Annotated in this window: 12 protein-coding genes; 6 read left to right on the forward strand and 6 right to left on the reverse strand. The window is 43.1% G+C overall.

The features are described from left to right. Positions 1 to 162: 162 nt before the first annotated feature. The 3 genes from FW774_RS16195 to FW774_RS16205 are packed head-to-tail and all read left to right on the forward strand — an operon-like array spanning position 163 to position 6,558. Positions 163 to 3,363, forward strand: a complete 3,201-nt coding sequence (locus FW774_RS16195) for a SusC/RagA family TonB-linked outer membrane protein (protein WP_187774924.1) — start codon at positions 163 to 165, stop codon at positions 3,361 to 3,363. Between the two features lie 12 nt (positions 3,364 to 3,375). Continuing rightward, a complete protein-coding gene (locus FW774_RS16200) occupies positions 3,376 to 4,947 on the forward strand; it encodes a SusD/RagB family nutrient-binding outer membrane lipoprotein (protein WP_149349255.1) in 1,572 nt (523 codons plus the stop codon). Between the two features lie 27 nt (positions 4,948 to 4,974). Then, the gene (locus tag FW774_RS16205; RefSeq protein ID WP_187774925.1) at positions 4,975 to 6,558 is read left to right on the forward strand and encodes a DUF5689 domain-containing protein; all 1,584 of its coding nucleotides are present in this window, start codon (positions 4,975 to 4,977) and stop codon (positions 6,556 to 6,558) included. Between the two features lie 300 nt (positions 6,559 to 6,858). Here the strand turns inward: FW774_RS16205 and FW774_RS16210 are convergent, their stop codons facing one another. The 5 genes from FW774_RS16210 to FW774_RS16230 form a co-directional block, all read right to left on the reverse strand. Then, the gene (locus FW774_RS16210) at positions 6,859 to 7,422 is read right to left on the reverse strand and encodes an RNA polymerase sigma-70 factor (protein ID WP_149349256.1); all 564 of its coding nucleotides are present in this window, start codon (positions 7,420 to 7,422) and stop codon (positions 6,859 to 6,861) included. Between the two features lie 255 nt (positions 7,423 to 7,677). Then, positions 7,678 to 9,411, reverse strand: a complete 1,734-nt coding sequence (locus FW774_RS16215; protein WP_149349257.1) for a thiamine pyrophosphate-dependent enzyme — start codon at positions 9,409 to 9,411, stop codon at positions 7,678 to 7,680. Positions 9,412 to 9,571: 160 nt separating this feature from the next. Further along, positions 9,572 to 11,545 carry a (E)-4-hydroxy-3-methylbut-2-enyl-diphosphate synthase gene (gene ispG / locus FW774_RS16220; protein WP_149349258.1) on the reverse strand — a complete coding sequence of 658 codons (1,974 nt, stop codon included), beginning with the start codon at positions 11,543 to 11,545 and terminating at the stop codon, positions 9,572 to 9,574. 171 nt (positions 11,546 to 11,716) lie between these two features. Beyond that, a complete protein-coding gene (locus tag FW774_RS16225) occupies positions 11,717 to 12,073 on the reverse strand; it encodes a type II toxin-antitoxin system HigA family antitoxin (RefSeq protein ID WP_149349259.1) in 357 nt (118 codons plus the stop codon). 5 nt (positions 12,074 to 12,078) lie between these two features. Continuing rightward, entirely contained in the window at positions 12,079 to 12,372 is a 294-nt protein-coding gene (locus tag FW774_RS16230) for a type II toxin-antitoxin system HigB family toxin (RefSeq protein ID WP_149349260.1), read from the reverse strand. Positions 12,373 to 12,684: 312 nt separating this feature from the next. Here FW774_RS16230 and FW774_RS16235 point away from each other — a divergent pair, with 312 nt between their 5' ends. Genes FW774_RS16235 through FW774_RS16245 form a run of 3 tightly spaced genes read left to right on the forward strand, consistent with a single transcriptional unit; the run spans position 12,685 to position 13,741 of the window. After that, entirely contained in the window at positions 12,685 to 12,987 is a 303-nt protein-coding gene (locus FW774_RS16235; RefSeq protein ID WP_149349261.1) for a hypothetical protein, read from the forward strand. 41 nt (positions 12,988 to 13,028) lie between these two features. Next, complete coding sequence (locus FW774_RS16240) at positions 13,029 to 13,373, forward strand: hypothetical protein (protein ID WP_187774926.1); 345 nt, start codon at positions 13,029 to 13,031, stop codon at positions 13,371 to 13,373. Beyond that, a complete protein-coding gene (locus FW774_RS16245; protein WP_149349263.1) occupies positions 13,370 to 13,741 on the forward strand; it encodes a type II toxin-antitoxin system death-on-curing family toxin in 372 nt (123 codons plus the stop codon). The genes FW774_RS16240 and FW774_RS16245 overlap by 4 nt, the downstream gene beginning before the upstream one ends. 136 nt (positions 13,742 to 13,877) lie before the next feature. On the opposite strand, the gene FW774_RS16250 is transcribed toward FW774_RS16245, so the two are convergent. Beyond that, the gene (locus FW774_RS16250) at positions 13,878 to 15,743 is read right to left on the reverse strand and encodes a beta-N-acetylhexosaminidase (protein ID WP_149349264.1); all 1,866 of its coding nucleotides are present in this window, start codon (positions 15,741 to 15,743) and stop codon (positions 13,878 to 13,880) included. Positions 15,744 to 15,983: the final 240 nt, after the last annotated feature.

Consider the following 15,983-nt stretch of genomic DNA (forward strand, 5'->3'; position numbering starts at 1 on the left):
TCAGCCAAATAAATTAATGAGGAGGATCAATATGTTGTATATCGATTGATAAAATAGGAGTGGTATGGCCTGAAGCCTGCATCCATTCTGGATAAAAACACATTAATCAACAAATTATGATAAACTAATACAATTTAATCAACTATGGGTAAACCAATTAACATGAGTAAAGTAATAACATCGGTACTAAAGCTGCTGATGTTATACTGTGTGCTTGCCGTCATCCCAATGGATGGTTTTGCACAACAAAAACAAGTAACCGGAACAGTGCTAAGTGCCGATGACGGAATGCCGGTAATTGGCGCTTCGGTAAGAGTAAAAGGCACAACTAAAGGTACAACCACGAACGCTAGTGGTAATTTTACATTGCAGCTAACTGGTAATGAAACCTTAACTATCACCGCCATTGGCTATAAGGCAGTGGACGTTGCGGTGAAAAATCAATCAAACCTTACCGTACGCTTAGCCGGCGATGCTGTTGAACTGAAAGATGTAGTGGTGACGGCCTTGGGTATTAAGCGGGACGAAAAAGCGTTAGGTTATGCTATTACCAAAATTGATAGCACACAATTAACAGATGCGGTTTCTACCAACTGGACGGATGCGCTATCCGGCAAAGTTGCAGGCTTAAACCTGGTGAGAAATAGCGGCCCCGCTGGTTCCAATAAGATCATTTTGCGTGGAGAAAATAACCTGACCGGCGATAATGAAGCATTGATTGTGATTGACGGGGTCGTAGCCTCAAGTTCGTCAAGACGTACGGCAGCAACAGGTGGCGGTGTATATGGTACTTCGGGGGATGTTATGCCTCCTGATTTTGGAAGTGGGTTGAGCGATCTGAATCCAGAGGATATAGAGAGTGTTACGGTTTTAAAAGGTCCTGCCGCATCAGCGCTTTATGGGCAACGTGGTGCAAATGGAGCAATCATTATTACAACCAAATCTGCTACAAAAGGCAGAAAGACCATGGGCGTTACGTTTACGCATAACAGTACCTGGGAAGAGATTAACCGCAATGTTGACAGGCAAATGGAATATGGACAGGGACAATTTGGCGTTTCCTATTTTTCTTATGGCGCAACTGTCGATGGAGCCAGTACAAATGGAACAAGTGCTTCGTGGGGTGCTCCATTCTCTGCCGGAGGTATGTTCTTTCAGTATGATCCGGCAACACAAAAAGTTGGGAGTACAAGAACACCGTGGGTAGCCTACGAAGATCCAATCGAGTCATTTTTTGTTACCGGACACAATACAACCAGCTCGGTAAGTTTAGACGGTACTTATAAAAAGGTAGGGCTGCGTTTTTCTGCAAGTCATGGGGATAATGAATGGATAGTACCCAATACGGGTTTGGATAGGACTAATCTTACACTAACCGCGAATGCTAATGTTACTAAGAAGTTAAACTTAAATTTAAAAGTACAATATAGCAACAGGCATAGCGACAATTTGCCGGCAACAGGTTATGGCAATCAATCACTTATGTACTGGTTTATGTTTGCACAGCCAAATGTAAATACCGATTGGTACAGGGATTATTGGGTACATGGGTCGGAATATAAAAAATTGGTAAATATTACTACTACAAACCCCGAAAGCCCTTACGCGGTTTCTTATGAATACCTTAACGGACAACGTCGCAACGGATGGTTGGGCAATATCCAGGCCACATATAAATTTACTAAGGAGCTGAGTTTAATGGTACGTGCATCTGCAGACCTTAACAAAGATTTTCGTGATACCCGCCGCCCCTGGGATGCTGCTGGGGGTAAATATGTTCAGGGTTTATATCGTGTAACCAATATAAGGTCATATGAGATCAACGCCGATTTCATGCTGAAATACGACAAGAAATTCAACAAAGACTTGCAGATGACGGCTTCGTTTGGTGGCAGCCAAATGAGAAATGAATATGACAAATCCGAAGTGAGAGCCGATGGGCTTGTAATTCCAAATATTTATAGTTTGGATAATAACGTTAGTCCTTTAATTTATGTGCCCGATACTTCAAGATACAGGATCAATAGTCTATATACGGCTATATCATTCGCATATAAGAACTACCTGTATCTGGATTTAACAGGTCGCCAGGACTGGAACAGTACACTGGCAACTTTAACTCGAACAGATAATGTAGGATTTTTTTATCCGTCAGCCAGTTTGTCTTTCATAGCCTCAGACTATTGGAAGCTTCCGAAAGCTGTCAGCTTTGCTAAGCTTAGGGCATCACTTGCGCAGGTAGGTAGCGGCAGTACAACTCCATATCGAACGGCTTATAACTATTTAATAGCTGCAAACGGTATTTATCCGGATAATGCCATGACCAACCCAACAATATTGCCAAATCCCAACTTAAAGCCCCTTATTACCACTACCACAGAGTTGGGGCTAGATTTGAGATTGTTTAAAAACAGATTGAATTTCGATTTGGCTGTTTATTCCGGCAATACTAAAAATCAGATACTTAACAGGATAGTAGATAGAGCTACGGGTTATAATGTAGGTGTATTTAACGTGGGTAGGGTTGATAATAAAGGGATAGAATTAGCGGTAAACGGTACACCCTATCAAACTAAGAAATTTAAATGGACACTTAATGGAACTTTTACAGCCAACAGAAACAAAATAAAGGAATTGGCTGATACTTCTGTTGTATTGCGTACAGGTGCTTTAGGGGGAGGACAGGTAGTAGCAATGGTTGGTGGCAGCATGGGTGATATGTATGGTCGAGGCTTTTTACGTTCACCCGATGGGCAGATCGTATTCGATGAAACAACAGGAAATGCCAAAACGGCTTCGGAGCTTGTCTATTTAGGAAATACGATGCCAAAATTTAAGTTTAGTTTTGGTACGGGGCTTTCCTATAAAGAGCTTAGTATGAACGTCCTGTTTGATGCGCAACTAGGAGCCGTTGGCCATTCGCTTACTTTTTCCAGGATGGCCGCATTAGGAAAACTTAAAATTACATTGCCTGGTAGGTATAACGGTATAATAGGCGATGGTGTAGTACAAAATCCAGATGGTAGCTATCGTAAAAATGATGTAACAGCTACGGACTTTGAGAGCTATTACACCTCTCTATATGGCTCTGATCAGGCCGAAGGAAGTGTATTCAGAACAGATTTCCTGAAATTCAGAGAAGCCAACCTCACCTATACCTTTAAAAAACAGTTCCTCAAAAGAATGGGGCTTAACAAAATGACTCTGGGCGTATACGGACGCGACTTGTTTATCTGGTCGCCATGGCCGGCATTCGATCCTGAATTTGGAACTTTAGCAGGCTCAGATATTGTCCAAGGGTTTGAAACTGGCCAATTGCCATCTACCAGGACATTTGGCGTACGTTTGGTTGTAGGTATTTAAAAATAAATAGTGATGAAAACAAATAGCAAGATACAATCATACATATTATTGCTCGTATTGGGGCTTTCTACCTTTTCATGTAAAAAGGATTTTATAAAAGTAAATACCGATCCTCTAGGTCAACGCACTGTAGCAGCCCACCAGTTGATGGCTTCATCTTTGGTAAACATACTTACTACTAACATGGTGCGCAACCGTAGCTTTAATAATGAGCTGATGCAGGTTACAGTTGATATCAGCGATGCGGAGGGCAAGGTATTCAGGTACGATGTAAGGCGTACATTGGCTGATTATACCTGGAATAACTGGTATGTTGGTCTTACCGATTTAAATGATATCTATACCATTGCCAGCCAACCCGAAACCTTGAACAAATCCTATCAGGGGATATCCCTTATTGCACAGGCTTGGGTGTACTCGTTGCTTACCGATACCTATGGGGATATTCCATATACAGAGGCTAATAAAGGTAAAGAGGGGGTTTACGAACCCCAATTTGATAAGCAGAAAGATATTTATCTGGATCTGCTTAATAAACTGGAACAAGCCAACGAACTACTTAAAGATGGAACGGCTATTGTAGCTACAAGTGACCCCGTTTATAATGGCGATGTATCTAAATGGCGCAGACTGGGCAATTCACTTTATCTAAGGTTATTGCTTCGTATCTCTGGAAAATCAGAAGTAGCGGCTACCGTAATTGCTAAAATCAAGGAAATAGTAGATACTAACCCTGCTAATTATCCTGTCATTGAAAATAATGATCAAACAGCTAAGATATTATGGAATGGCACTAATAGTACATCTGACGTATATTCTTCTCCATTCATGATCAACGTAAGGCCAGTTGATTTTAGGGGATCTGCTATTTGCGAATTCTTCTTAAACAGGTTGGCGGGTTGGAATGATCCCAGAATTAGGCCATCATTGGGCAAAAATAACGTTCCGCGTTTAGGTATAGCACAGGGGCCGAGTGGTTATATAGGAGTTCCAAGCGGATACGCACCTGGTACAGGTGTGCCAAAACAAGCATACTTTTACTCCGATGGCCAAACTAACAATCCTTTAACACTTCAAACAGATCCTTACACAGGTATTATTATGAATGCTGCTGAAGTGAGTTTTATCAAAGCCGAAGCAGCTGCAAGAGGATGGATAAACGGACCGGTAGAAAACTATTACTATAAAGGGATGGCTGATGCCATTAATTACTGGCTACCTACCTATATTTCCAGTCCAACCGATCCCGCCTTTATACAATATGTAACAGAAGCTGATTTGTTATGGGATAATACTCAGCCTTTAGATAATTTAACACCTGATAGCAATAGTCAGTTAGAGATGATACACGTACAGAAATATTACGCTATGTTCCTGGTTGATTTTCAGCAGTGGTTTGAGTACAGGCGTACCGGGCATCCTATTTTACCAAAAGGCCCTGGTCTGTTAAATGGTAAGGTAATGCCGGCACGCTTATTCTATCCTATTATTACGCAATCAACCAATCCAACCAACTATAAAAATGCTATTGCATCACAAGGGCCTGATGAAATTAGTACACTGGTATGGTGGCAAAGACCTTGATTTGTTAATAATTAATATAATATTATTATGAAAAAGATATTTAAAAAACCTGTGGTCGTTATCGCAGCTTTTATTTCAATAGCAATAGGATGTAAAAGAGATAGTGATTATATTAAGAATACCGTTAGTCCTTATATTTCTAACTTTGATATACGTAAACTCTACAAGGGCAGCGATGTAACCTTAACCAAAGAAACAATGAGGGAGGCTACCTACCTAAAAGGGGTAGTGATATCTGACCACTCTGGCAATAATTTGCCCGCTGGGTTGTTGGTGGTACAAAATATTAGAAGGGTTGGGAATGGAATCGATTCGCTTAGAGGTATGGCTATTAATTTAGGCTCAGATGCAGCAAAATATGTCCCTGGAGATTCGGTGCATATTAAAATAGAAGGAGGAGTACTGAAGAGGGTGGATGGCATATTGCAAATTACCGGTATACCTGGTGCCAATGTTACTAAAGTTGCATCTGGTGTAACCGTAAAAGCCAATAGGGGATTTGCAAACCAAATTTTGGCAATGCCGGACAGGTTTGAATGTACGCTTATCACAATTGTAAAAGCTACTTATAATCCAACGCTAGAACCTACCGATGTTATGGCGGGCGATAAAAAGTTGAACGATGGTACATCTGATCTTAATTTGCATACTGAGGCCAACGCTACTTTTGCAAATTTAGTTCCGCCATATTCGGGTAATTATACAGGGATTGTATTCAATATTGTAAATAATGGAGTGTCTGCTCCTCAACATCGCATACGAACCGCAAATGATATTGTTACCCTAAGCTCTACCGTAGATATACCCGAAATTGTCATAACAGGTTGGGTAAATGACGTAGAAGGTACAGACGCTAATTACGAATATATGCAATTTAGGGCGACGAAGGATATTAATTTTGCAGTTACTCCTTTTTCTGTGGTTACAACTAATAATGCAGGAGCTTCTACTCCTACCGGTTTCCCGACGTTAGGATGGGCAACCGGAGACCTTAGAACATATAAATTAGAGTTAACCTCCGGTACCGTTAGCAAAGGAGAATTCTTTTATGTGGGTGGTACAAACAAATTCATCAATGGCTCTAGCTCTACCTCTATAGCCACCTCTAAATGGATTAAATCATTTAATTATAATAGCAATGATAGTCCCAAATTTTATACTGGAGGTAGCACGTTTGGCACTAAAACAGGCAACTTGTTGGCCAATAGCGGTAATACTTTTGGTATAGCTGTTTTTAGAGGGCTGGATGTTACTCCAGACGCATTTCCAATAGATGTTGTATTTATTACAGGGTCTGTCGGATCTGTGTATCAAGCGGGGCCGGCTCCCACCTATGGGGTAGGTTATCGTATCGGAAATACAGATGTTTATGATAGAATAGATCCCATTACGGGCAATCCTCAATATTATTATCGTTCTGGAACTAATACCTTTGCTTTTACTTATGCTCCAGGGGCAGCAACCAATGCTGGCGATTTTTACATCTTAGGCGGAGTATTTGATACTGTACTCGGCAAATGGACAAAGGCAAGGTCTCAAACACTAGTTGATTTAAGCAAAACATCAACCATTGCAGAGATAGAGAACGAAAAGTCTACAGAGATAAAATAATTTCTGTAAGAACTATCTGTGATTTACGACGCAGACAGAACTCCAAACCCTGTCTGCGTTTTTTATTTGTTGGCAACAGCCTGAACTATTTGGTTATGGGGTGTAAGAACATGTTTAAATTTCATGAAACAATGGTTTTATTGCTGCTGGTGAGGACCCCTGCAGTGGCAGAAAGCCATGGACGGTGTCTTCACCGTCCATTAATTAAACCTGCAAAACCTTTATATAAAATTTAAACAGCTTCTTAACACCTGCTTAATTTTATCAATAAATCCTGGTAAGGCTTCTTATTGCTGCTGTCTATAAGAAAATCAGGTAGAAAAAATTGCTAAACGAGTTACGCAGAACTTTGCGTGCTTTAGAGAGGTGTGCTTCTACGGTTTTTTCAGAGATATCCAGCTCTTCTGCTATACGACGCTGGGAATACCCTTGTTCATGCTGTAACCTAAAAACCAGCTGGCATTTTTCGGGGAGGGTATTAATGGTGCTTTGCAATTGGTTTTGCAGTTCATTCAGATCTAATTGCATCAATGTACTTTCATCAACTTCAGAAAGTTCTTTTGCTGCTTGTTTAAGGTAGGTATTTGCCCTGGCTTGTCTGGCCAGGCGATTGATGACCTCATATTTTACCGCAATGGAAAAATAATTGTTAAGCCCTTTTGTAAGAACCAGACTTTTTCTTCTTCGCCAAAAATTACAAAAAATATCCTGGACAATTTCTTCGGCTTCTTCACGATCGTTTATCCGGTTACGGGCAACTACATATAATTTATCCCAGTAACGATCATATATCTCACGAAAAGCATTTATTTCATCAGTGTTTAACCGATCAATAAGAACATCATCATCAGATGTTGACAACATGACTATATAATTGGTTAAACGAATATAGATAAATTTAATGCAGATTTACAAATGGCTCTCAAAGCATCCGGGCAGAAGCGGATGAAAGACGTAAAACCTTTCGCTTTATGAAGTCTTTCAACCTTGTTGGTTGGGAACTTTTATGGCGCTTACGGCGTTACAAACGCCGGAGATCTATGCACCCGTTTTGCAAACGAGCGCAAGCAGATTAAATCTAATGTCTCATATCTAAAATCTCACATCTCAATACTAATATTAGATCACTTCCTTCAAATGCTTGTAATTTGCTTTTACGGTATCCAGCACTTCATCCATACGGCCATTCAAAATGAGCTTGCCCATAGAAAGCGCCATTCCTTTAACCTGGTTAAATTCTAATTTAGGCGGCATTGCAAGGGCATTCGGGTCGGTAAGTACATTTAAAAGTGCAGGGCCATCGTGGCGAAGTATTTCTGTAAGGGCTTCTTCTACTTTTTCCGGGTCGGCAACGGTGATGCCTTTCATGCCCATTGCCTGAGCGATCAGCGAAAAATCAGGATTCACCATATCGGTTTGCCAGTCGGGCAGGCCCGCTACTTCCATTTCGAGCTTTACCATACCCAGCGAACGATTGTTGAATACGATGAGCTTAATGGGCAGGTTATATTGCCTGATGGTTGCCAGATCGCCAAGCAGCATGGAAATGCCGCCATCGCCACACAAGGCTACTACCTGTTGTCCGGGACGGGCTAACGCAGCGCCTATGGCCTGGGGCATGGCATTGGCCATAGAGCCATGATTAAACGAACCCAGCATGATCCGCTTGCCGGTTGCATGGATATAACGTGCTCCCCACACGCAGCACATGCCGGTATCTACCGTAAAAATAGCATCACCGGCAGCATGTTTGTTCAGCAGCGCAGCTACAAATTCGGGATGAATATTAGCTTCTGTACCGCGGTCATCCACATAAGTTTGTTGTTGTTCCTTTACTTTCTCGTACAATTTAAGCTGTGCCTGTAAAAAGCTGTCGTCTGTTTTTTGCTGGATTAAGGGAATAAGCGCTTGTAAGGTATCTTTGATGTTGCCGCACAGACCCAAATCTACTTTTGTCCGGCGTCCAATGCGTTCGGGGCGGCTGTCGATCTGTGCAATTTTGCAATCTGTAGGCATAAAGGCCACATAAGGAAAATCGGTTCCTAACAGGATGAGCAAATCTGATTCGTGCATGCTATGGTATGCAGAAGGTAATCCGAGCAAACCCGTCATACCTACTTCGTAGGGATTATTGTGCTGGATGCTCATTTTTGCCTTGAACGAATATCCTACCGGCGATTGAATGAGACTTGCCAGCTGCAGCAGTTCGGCATGTGCATTTTCTGCCCCGATGCCGCAAAAAAGCGTGATCCGCTTATGCGTGTTGATCAGTTCCGCCAGCTTTTGTAATTCCCCGTCCGAAGGTTTTATTACCTGTTGTGTAAAAAATACCTGTTCTGCTGTAGCGCTTTCATCGGCATCCATTGCAGCCACATCTCCGGGCAAACCTACAACAGCCACCGCCCGCTTGCTAATGGCATGCTGTATGCCGGCCTGAAACATGCGTGAGAACTGTTTGGGCGTATTTGCTATCTGGTTATAGCTGCTGCAATCGGCAAACAGCTTAATGGTATTGGTTTCCTGGAATGATTCGGTGCCGAATTCTTCGGTCATAATGGTTGAGGCAATGGCGATTACCGGTGCGCCGGATTTATGGGCATCGTACAACCCGTTGATGAGGTGTACATGACCGGGGCCACTGCTACCGGCACAACAGGCAATTCCGCTGAGTTGTGCCTCGGCGCTTGCAGCATAAGCCCCCGCTTCTTCGTGCCTGACGTGTATCCATTGTATATTTCCGTTGCGTCTCACCGCATCGTTCACCTCGTTTAAGCTGTCGCCGGTAACGGCATAAATGTGTTTAACGCCGGCTTTAACCAGCATATTTACCAGTTGGTCTGCAACTTTTGCCATAATTTTTTGATTAACATTAGTGTCAACAATAAGCTGCCGGTTTTGTTCAGGCGGGATGGGAATTGTGGAGAGTGATCAGGATTACAAATCCTGGATTATTGGCATCGGGATTACAAATCCCGACGGGCGTTAGTTATTGGCATCGATCCCGATGAGCTTATTAAGCCGGTTCTATCCAGTTGCCGTCTTCGCGGATGATACCGATGAGTTCATCGAGCGCCTGTGCTGTATTCACGTTTTTCTTCACCACTTCCTTGCCGCGGTATAGGGTAATTTTTCCGGGGCCGGCTCCTACATAACCGTAATCAGCGTCGGCCATTTCGCCGGGGCCATTTACAATGCAGCCCATAATGCCGATCTTTAATCCTTTAAGGTGCGATGTACGGCTGCGTATCATCTGCGTGGTTTCCTGTAAATCGAATAGTGTACGGCCACAGCTTGGGCACGAAATGTATTCTGTTTTTGAGATGCGTGAACGTGTGGCCTGTAGAATACCGAATGCTACCGAAGTGATGGTTTGTGCCGGTAATTGCGGCGCATCGATCCAGATACCGTCGCCAAATCCATCTACCAGCAAGCCACCCAGATCTGTTGCCGCATACAATTGCAGCCGGGTAGTTAATTCGCCGGAAGTAAGTTGCTCCGAAAAATGATAGCTACGTTTTACAATAGCCGGGACACGAGATTCCCGCTTCTCTAATTCAAAAAAGAAAGCCCGCTGGTCAGCCAGTCCGTGTGCTTCGCTGGTTTCTAAAATAAAAACCACGGTATCATCCACAGGTAGCTGCTCAGCTAAACCGTTGTAAAGATCGTTATTTTGTATGCGTACCAGGTTTAGTGCCGGGCAGCGGCTTGGTGCATGCAGATACTCATTGAGTGTATAAACCGGGTGGCAATTTTTTTTGTTGGTCAGCTTTTGCCAGGTAGCGTAGTTGTATAATTGTTTCAGGTTTCCCGGCAAGGTAAACGAGGGCAATTGGTCGGCGAGATAGACAAAATCCACCGATTGATCGGCCATATTATACTTATCCAGCAAGGGCGAATACAGGTAACCGGCGGCAGCTAATACAGCCGGGTCTTTCAGGTTTCCCTGCGAAATATCAAGCACCACCCGCGGAACCATGTGTCCGCCAATAAAAGCGTTCACCTCGCCGGTTTGGCGTTTCTGGTAAGCGTACGGGTTATGGGTTACGGGTTTTGAGCTGTGTTTTACCGGTTGTGTATCGCGATGTTTGTATCGATCAGCCAGCAGGATAGCCACAGGAGCTTCGGCTTCCGGTTCTTCGGTCAGCGAAACACGGATGGTATCGCCCAACCCATCTTCCAGCAAGGTACCAATACCTACCGCAGATTTGATGCGACCATCTTCGCCGTCGCCGGCTTCGGTTACGCCGAGATGCAAGGGGTAGTTCATGCCTTCGGCGACCATCTGCTCTACCAGCAGGCGATAGGCCTGCACCATCACCTGGGCGTTGCTTGATTTCATGGAAATAACCAGGTTGTAATAGCCCAGCGTTTCGCACATGCGGATAAATTCCATAGCCGATTCAACCATGCCCTGCGGCGTATCGCCGTAACGGCTCATAATGCGGTCTGACAGCGAACCGTGGTTGGTGCCGATACGCATGGCCGTGCCATATTCTTTACAGATCTTTACCAAGGGCGAGAATTTCTGGAAAATGCGTTCCAGCTCACCCTGGTATTCGGCATCGGTATATTCCAGGTGATCAAATTTCTTCTTATCGGCATAGTTTCCGGGGTTAACCCGTACTTTTTCTACCAGCCGGGCAGCAATTTCGGCGGCGTTGGGCGTGAAGTGAATATCGGCCACCAGCGGAACGTTGCATCCCCGTTTCTGCAGTTCGCGTTTGATATTGGCCAGGTTTTCCGCTTCCTTAATGCTGGGCGCTGTAATGCGCACATACTCGCATCCGGCGGCTACCATCCGGAGCGTTTGCTCTACGGTTCCTATGGTATCCATCGTATCAGTGGTTGTCATACTCTGGATACGGATAGGGTTTGAGCCACCCATCGGCACATCGCCAATAGCCACTTCACGGGTCAGCCATCGCGAATAGCTAAACAACGAATTGCAATAAATACCGGGTAGCTTTTTAATTAGTTCTGCGTTCATGCCTCAAATTGCCGTACAAAAATACGCAATAAGGAGGTTAAAAGTTAAAAGTAGAAGGTTAAAAGTGGAGCGAATATGATCCGGCAGCCCGGCAAAGACAAATATTCGACATTATATTCTGTTATTTAGCTTTGTTGACCTGGTTTCCAGCTTTGGAATGGTTTGTTAGCATTAGTATGCCTGAATTAATACTTCTGATGGTATGCGCAATTTTGAGCTTATTTTCCTGATCATTTCAAGGGAGAGTTTTCGCTTACGGTTTAGAATTTCACTTGCCCTGCTTTTTAAGCCGATCAGGTGTGCCAGATCATTCTGGCTATAGCCTAATTGCTCCATCCTGAATTTTATCGCTTCAATTGGGTCAGGCAGTTCCATTGGAAAATGTTCGTCTTCATATTTTTCAATCAAAATTCCTAAAATTTCCAATTCATCTCCCTCTTTTGTTCCTGTTTTAGCATCAAAGAGTTTTTCGAGTCTCTCCAGTGATTGAGTATAATCACGTTGAGTTTTTATTGGTTTTAATTTCATAATTACTAAATCTTGCCTGCGCCAATTTTATCGTATTCAGCGTGTGTGCCAATAAACCTGATCCACATCATCTGATAATCAAAATTAACCTGTACTACCAGTCTATAATTGTTTCCCTTGATGTTGAAACAAACCCGGTTGTTGTTTAAAATGCTTGCGCCCGGATAAGTTTCTTTTAATTCGTTCAAGTTTTTCCAGGCTGCTTTGCCGGCTTCCTGGTACCAGGATTTTAATTGTTGCTCACAATCTGAATGAACCTCCCAAAATTCACGCAATATCTTTTTTGCAATAATTCTCAAATCAATTTTCTTGTAGTACAAAGATAAATAAATTCCCAAAATGGGAAATGCTTTGTGTGGTGTACGACAAACCTCCTTTTTGTCATGCCAACAAAAGTGAAAAATTTGCTTTTAATCTGAATAATTGCCTGTTATCGTCAGGCATAGAGAAATTGGGTTTAAAATTCAGGGGATCAAAAAATAGCCTTTTCATGCTTTATATTATGCATAGTTATCAGGAAGCGAACTATTTCCAATTAACCGTTTTTTACCTGTATTTTTGCGTGAATAAATTGTTAAACGGAACCTGAACCGGTTTTAAAGCTTGCACTGATGGCCGTTATTATCTCACTGATTAGATATACGTTTTTAAAGCAGTTATACCGGGCTTTAAAAAGCGCCAACCACACGTTCACCGCAACACGGAATGCCATAACCATTACATCCGGTAAGTATAAAGGCATTTCGCTGATATTTCACCGGGATAACCGGTGCACAGTAAGCTGTGGGCAATTCAGTTTTTGTGCAGACATGACCATGCGGTTTTCCTTTGATGCGCTGGTAAGGCTTTTGCGGCAGCATCACATGATTCCGGCCTATGATGCTGAACTATTGCAGGGTGAATGGATAACCTAAGTAAATACTCCATCGTAACCTGGCATCGATTGTAAAAGTTGATGATTCCTAAAATATCCTCATCAAAATTCCTCTATACGGCGATGGCTTGGCTGGAATGTGGGCGTAACGTTTTGGTAAGGATAGGTAAAGTGAAGGGATTGAAACAATACTTTAAGTATCACAGCAAGTTTTTACAAATTTTCTTAAATTTGATTATGACCGCAACTCAGATAAAAATCGAAATACAAAAAATTCTGGATAACGTTCCTGAGAATGCTTTGCAAGATGTTCTTGATTTTTTAAAAGAACTTCAGCTTTCATCTGTTGAACATACCAAATTAGCGAACAATTTGCGGCAAATTCTGGCAGAAGATAAGGAACTCCTGCAAAAGCTTGCTCAATGATTGACGCTGGAACGGTAATAAATATTCACAATATTCTTATTGAAAAATTTGGCGGCAGCAAGGGTATCAGGGATTTAGCCGGCCTGAAAGCAGCTTTAGCCCGGCCTTATGCAACTTTTGATGCCATTGATTTATATCCGACAATAGAAGATAAAGCAGCCGCAGTTTTCGAAAGTATGATTATTAACCATCCATTTATTGATGGGAATAAAAGAGTGGCATACGTATTAATGCGTCTGATTATAATGCAGGAAGGCAATGATATTGCTGCATCTCATGATGAAAAATATCAGATGGTGCTTTTAGCCAGCAAAGGTGAAATGAGATTCGAAGAAATACGGGGTTGGATTCGTTCCAGATTAAAATAATAACTCTAAAAGACTGCTAAGTAATTTCTCTTTTTTCGACCAGCGTTAGTTTATAATTTAACAAAAGAAAGACTTGTGAGGTTTAACTGTAAGCATGTACAGAAGACCTCGCAAGTCTTAACTTACTATCTGGCTTTTACCTCGCCGATGTTACTGTGCCATTTCTAACAACCGTAGTAGTTACTACGCTACGTTTGCCTGAAGGTGTAATGACTACACTTTTAATAACACGTTCTTCGCCGGCAGGCACGTTGATAGTTACCGGTTTTTCGTACAGGTAATCCATGCTGTAAGGAATGTACCCGTTAATGGTATAATATATTTTAGCGCCCTTTACCGGTGCTTTATAGTCCAGCGTGAAGCTGCTGCCGGTTATCGTGGTATCTTTTGCCCCGATTGGCGTTGGCACGCGATAAAGCAGATCGGTACGGTCAAGTTTAGCCAAAAATTCAGGTAAGCGCTTTTGCGAGAAATCCGTCCAGTTTTTGCTTTGTAACGGCGTCCATGCTACTTCTGATAAGGCATAAAGCCGTGGTAACAACAGGTATAATGCTTTTTCGGGAGTTTCTACGTATTCTGTCCATAAATTAGCCTGTACACCCAGAATGTATTTTTGCTGGTCAGGAGTAAGCTCGGCTGGTACGGGGTTGTAAGAATACAATGTTTCTAAAGATACCAAACGGCCGCCAATGGTTAACGGTTCTTCGGGAGAGCTGCTTTCGGGATGGTCAATGTACAGGTGTGATCCCGGTGTCATAATTACATTATGGTTCTGTTGCGCTGCCGCAATACCGCCTTTAATACCACGCCAGCTCATTACCGTAGCGTTAGGAGCCAGGCCACCTTCCAGGATCTCATCCCAGCCGATAATGTGTTTACCTTTTTTGTTCAGGTATTTTTCAATGCGCTGGATAAAATACGATTGCAGCTCGTGCTCATCTTTGAGGTGTAGTTTTTTGATGCGCTTCTGGCAATAGGGGCAGGTTTTCCAGCGTGTTTTGGGGCATTCATCGCCGCCAATATGGATGTATTCTGATGGGAAAAGCGGAAGCACTTCATCCAATACATCTTCCAGGAATTTGAAGGTGCTTTCTTTGCCGGCACAATACACGTCCGGGAAAACACCCCAGCGTTCGGCTGCTTTAAATGGTCCGGGATTATCGCCGCAGGCCAGTTCCGGGTAGGCCGAAAGCGCTGCCATGGAATGGCCCGGCATTTCAATTTCGGGGATAACAGTAACATATTTTGAGGCCGCATAGGCAACCACTTCCTTTACTTCGTCCTGGGTATAAAATCCACCATAGCGTGTGCCATCGTATTTTGGCTGCTTGTCGCGGTTGCTTCCGATCAGGGTTTGTGCCCTGTATGCGCCCACACTCGTTAATTTAGGATATTTCTTGATCTCAATGCGCCATCCCTGGTCTTCGGTTAAGTGCCAGTGAAAAGTATTGAGCTTGTATTGGGCCAGCAGATCAATATAGGTTTTCAGGAATGAAACGGGGAAATAATGGCGTCCCACATCTAAATGTAATCCGCGGTAAGCGAAACGGGGATAATCTTCAATCTCTACAAAAGGCAATGCCTGGTTGCCGGCATTTTCGGCCAGCAACTGGGCCAGGGTTTGCAAGCCGTAAAAAATGCCCCGCTCGGTTTTGCCGGTAATGTGTATGCCGGAGCCATTCACGCTCAGGCGATATCCTTCTGCAGGAAGGTTGAAATTTTTGTCTAACTGGAGCAGCAGTTGTCCGCTGGTATTAAACGACGCGTTTTGCGCATTGGCAGCGGTGTTATTCTGTAACATCTGTTCGGCAAAAGATACCAGGTTAAGCGGCGTATTAGTGAACCCCGATGATTTGACGCCGGTATTGGCAAACGGATAGGTGCCATTGTTTACCGAAACTTTTACAGGCAGGGGAATAATGTTTACGCTTCCCGTGCCATTTTGTGCCCATGTGCTACACACGGCAACTGACAGGATAAGTAGTAACGAGATTTTCTTCATGATGAATAATTAGCTAATAAAAAACTACCGGGCAGAATAGCTGGGGTATCCTGTCCGGTAGTAATGGCATAAATATACTATGTTAAGTTAAAAGTTGAAAGTTAAAAGTTGAAAGTTAAAAGTTAAAAGTAGAGCTTCCGTACGTATAGGAGCCCCGGGTTCTACCGAGGCTGTCTCAAAAGTCTTCTAAAGTCATCCTGAGCCTGTCGAAGGATTGGTTCACTATGGCTACAGGCGCTT

It is taken from the genome of Pedobacter sp. BS3 (assembly GCF_008274585.1).
Taxonomy (GTDB): domain Bacteria; phylum Bacteroidota; class Bacteroidia; order Sphingobacteriales; family Sphingobacteriaceae; genus Hufsiella_A.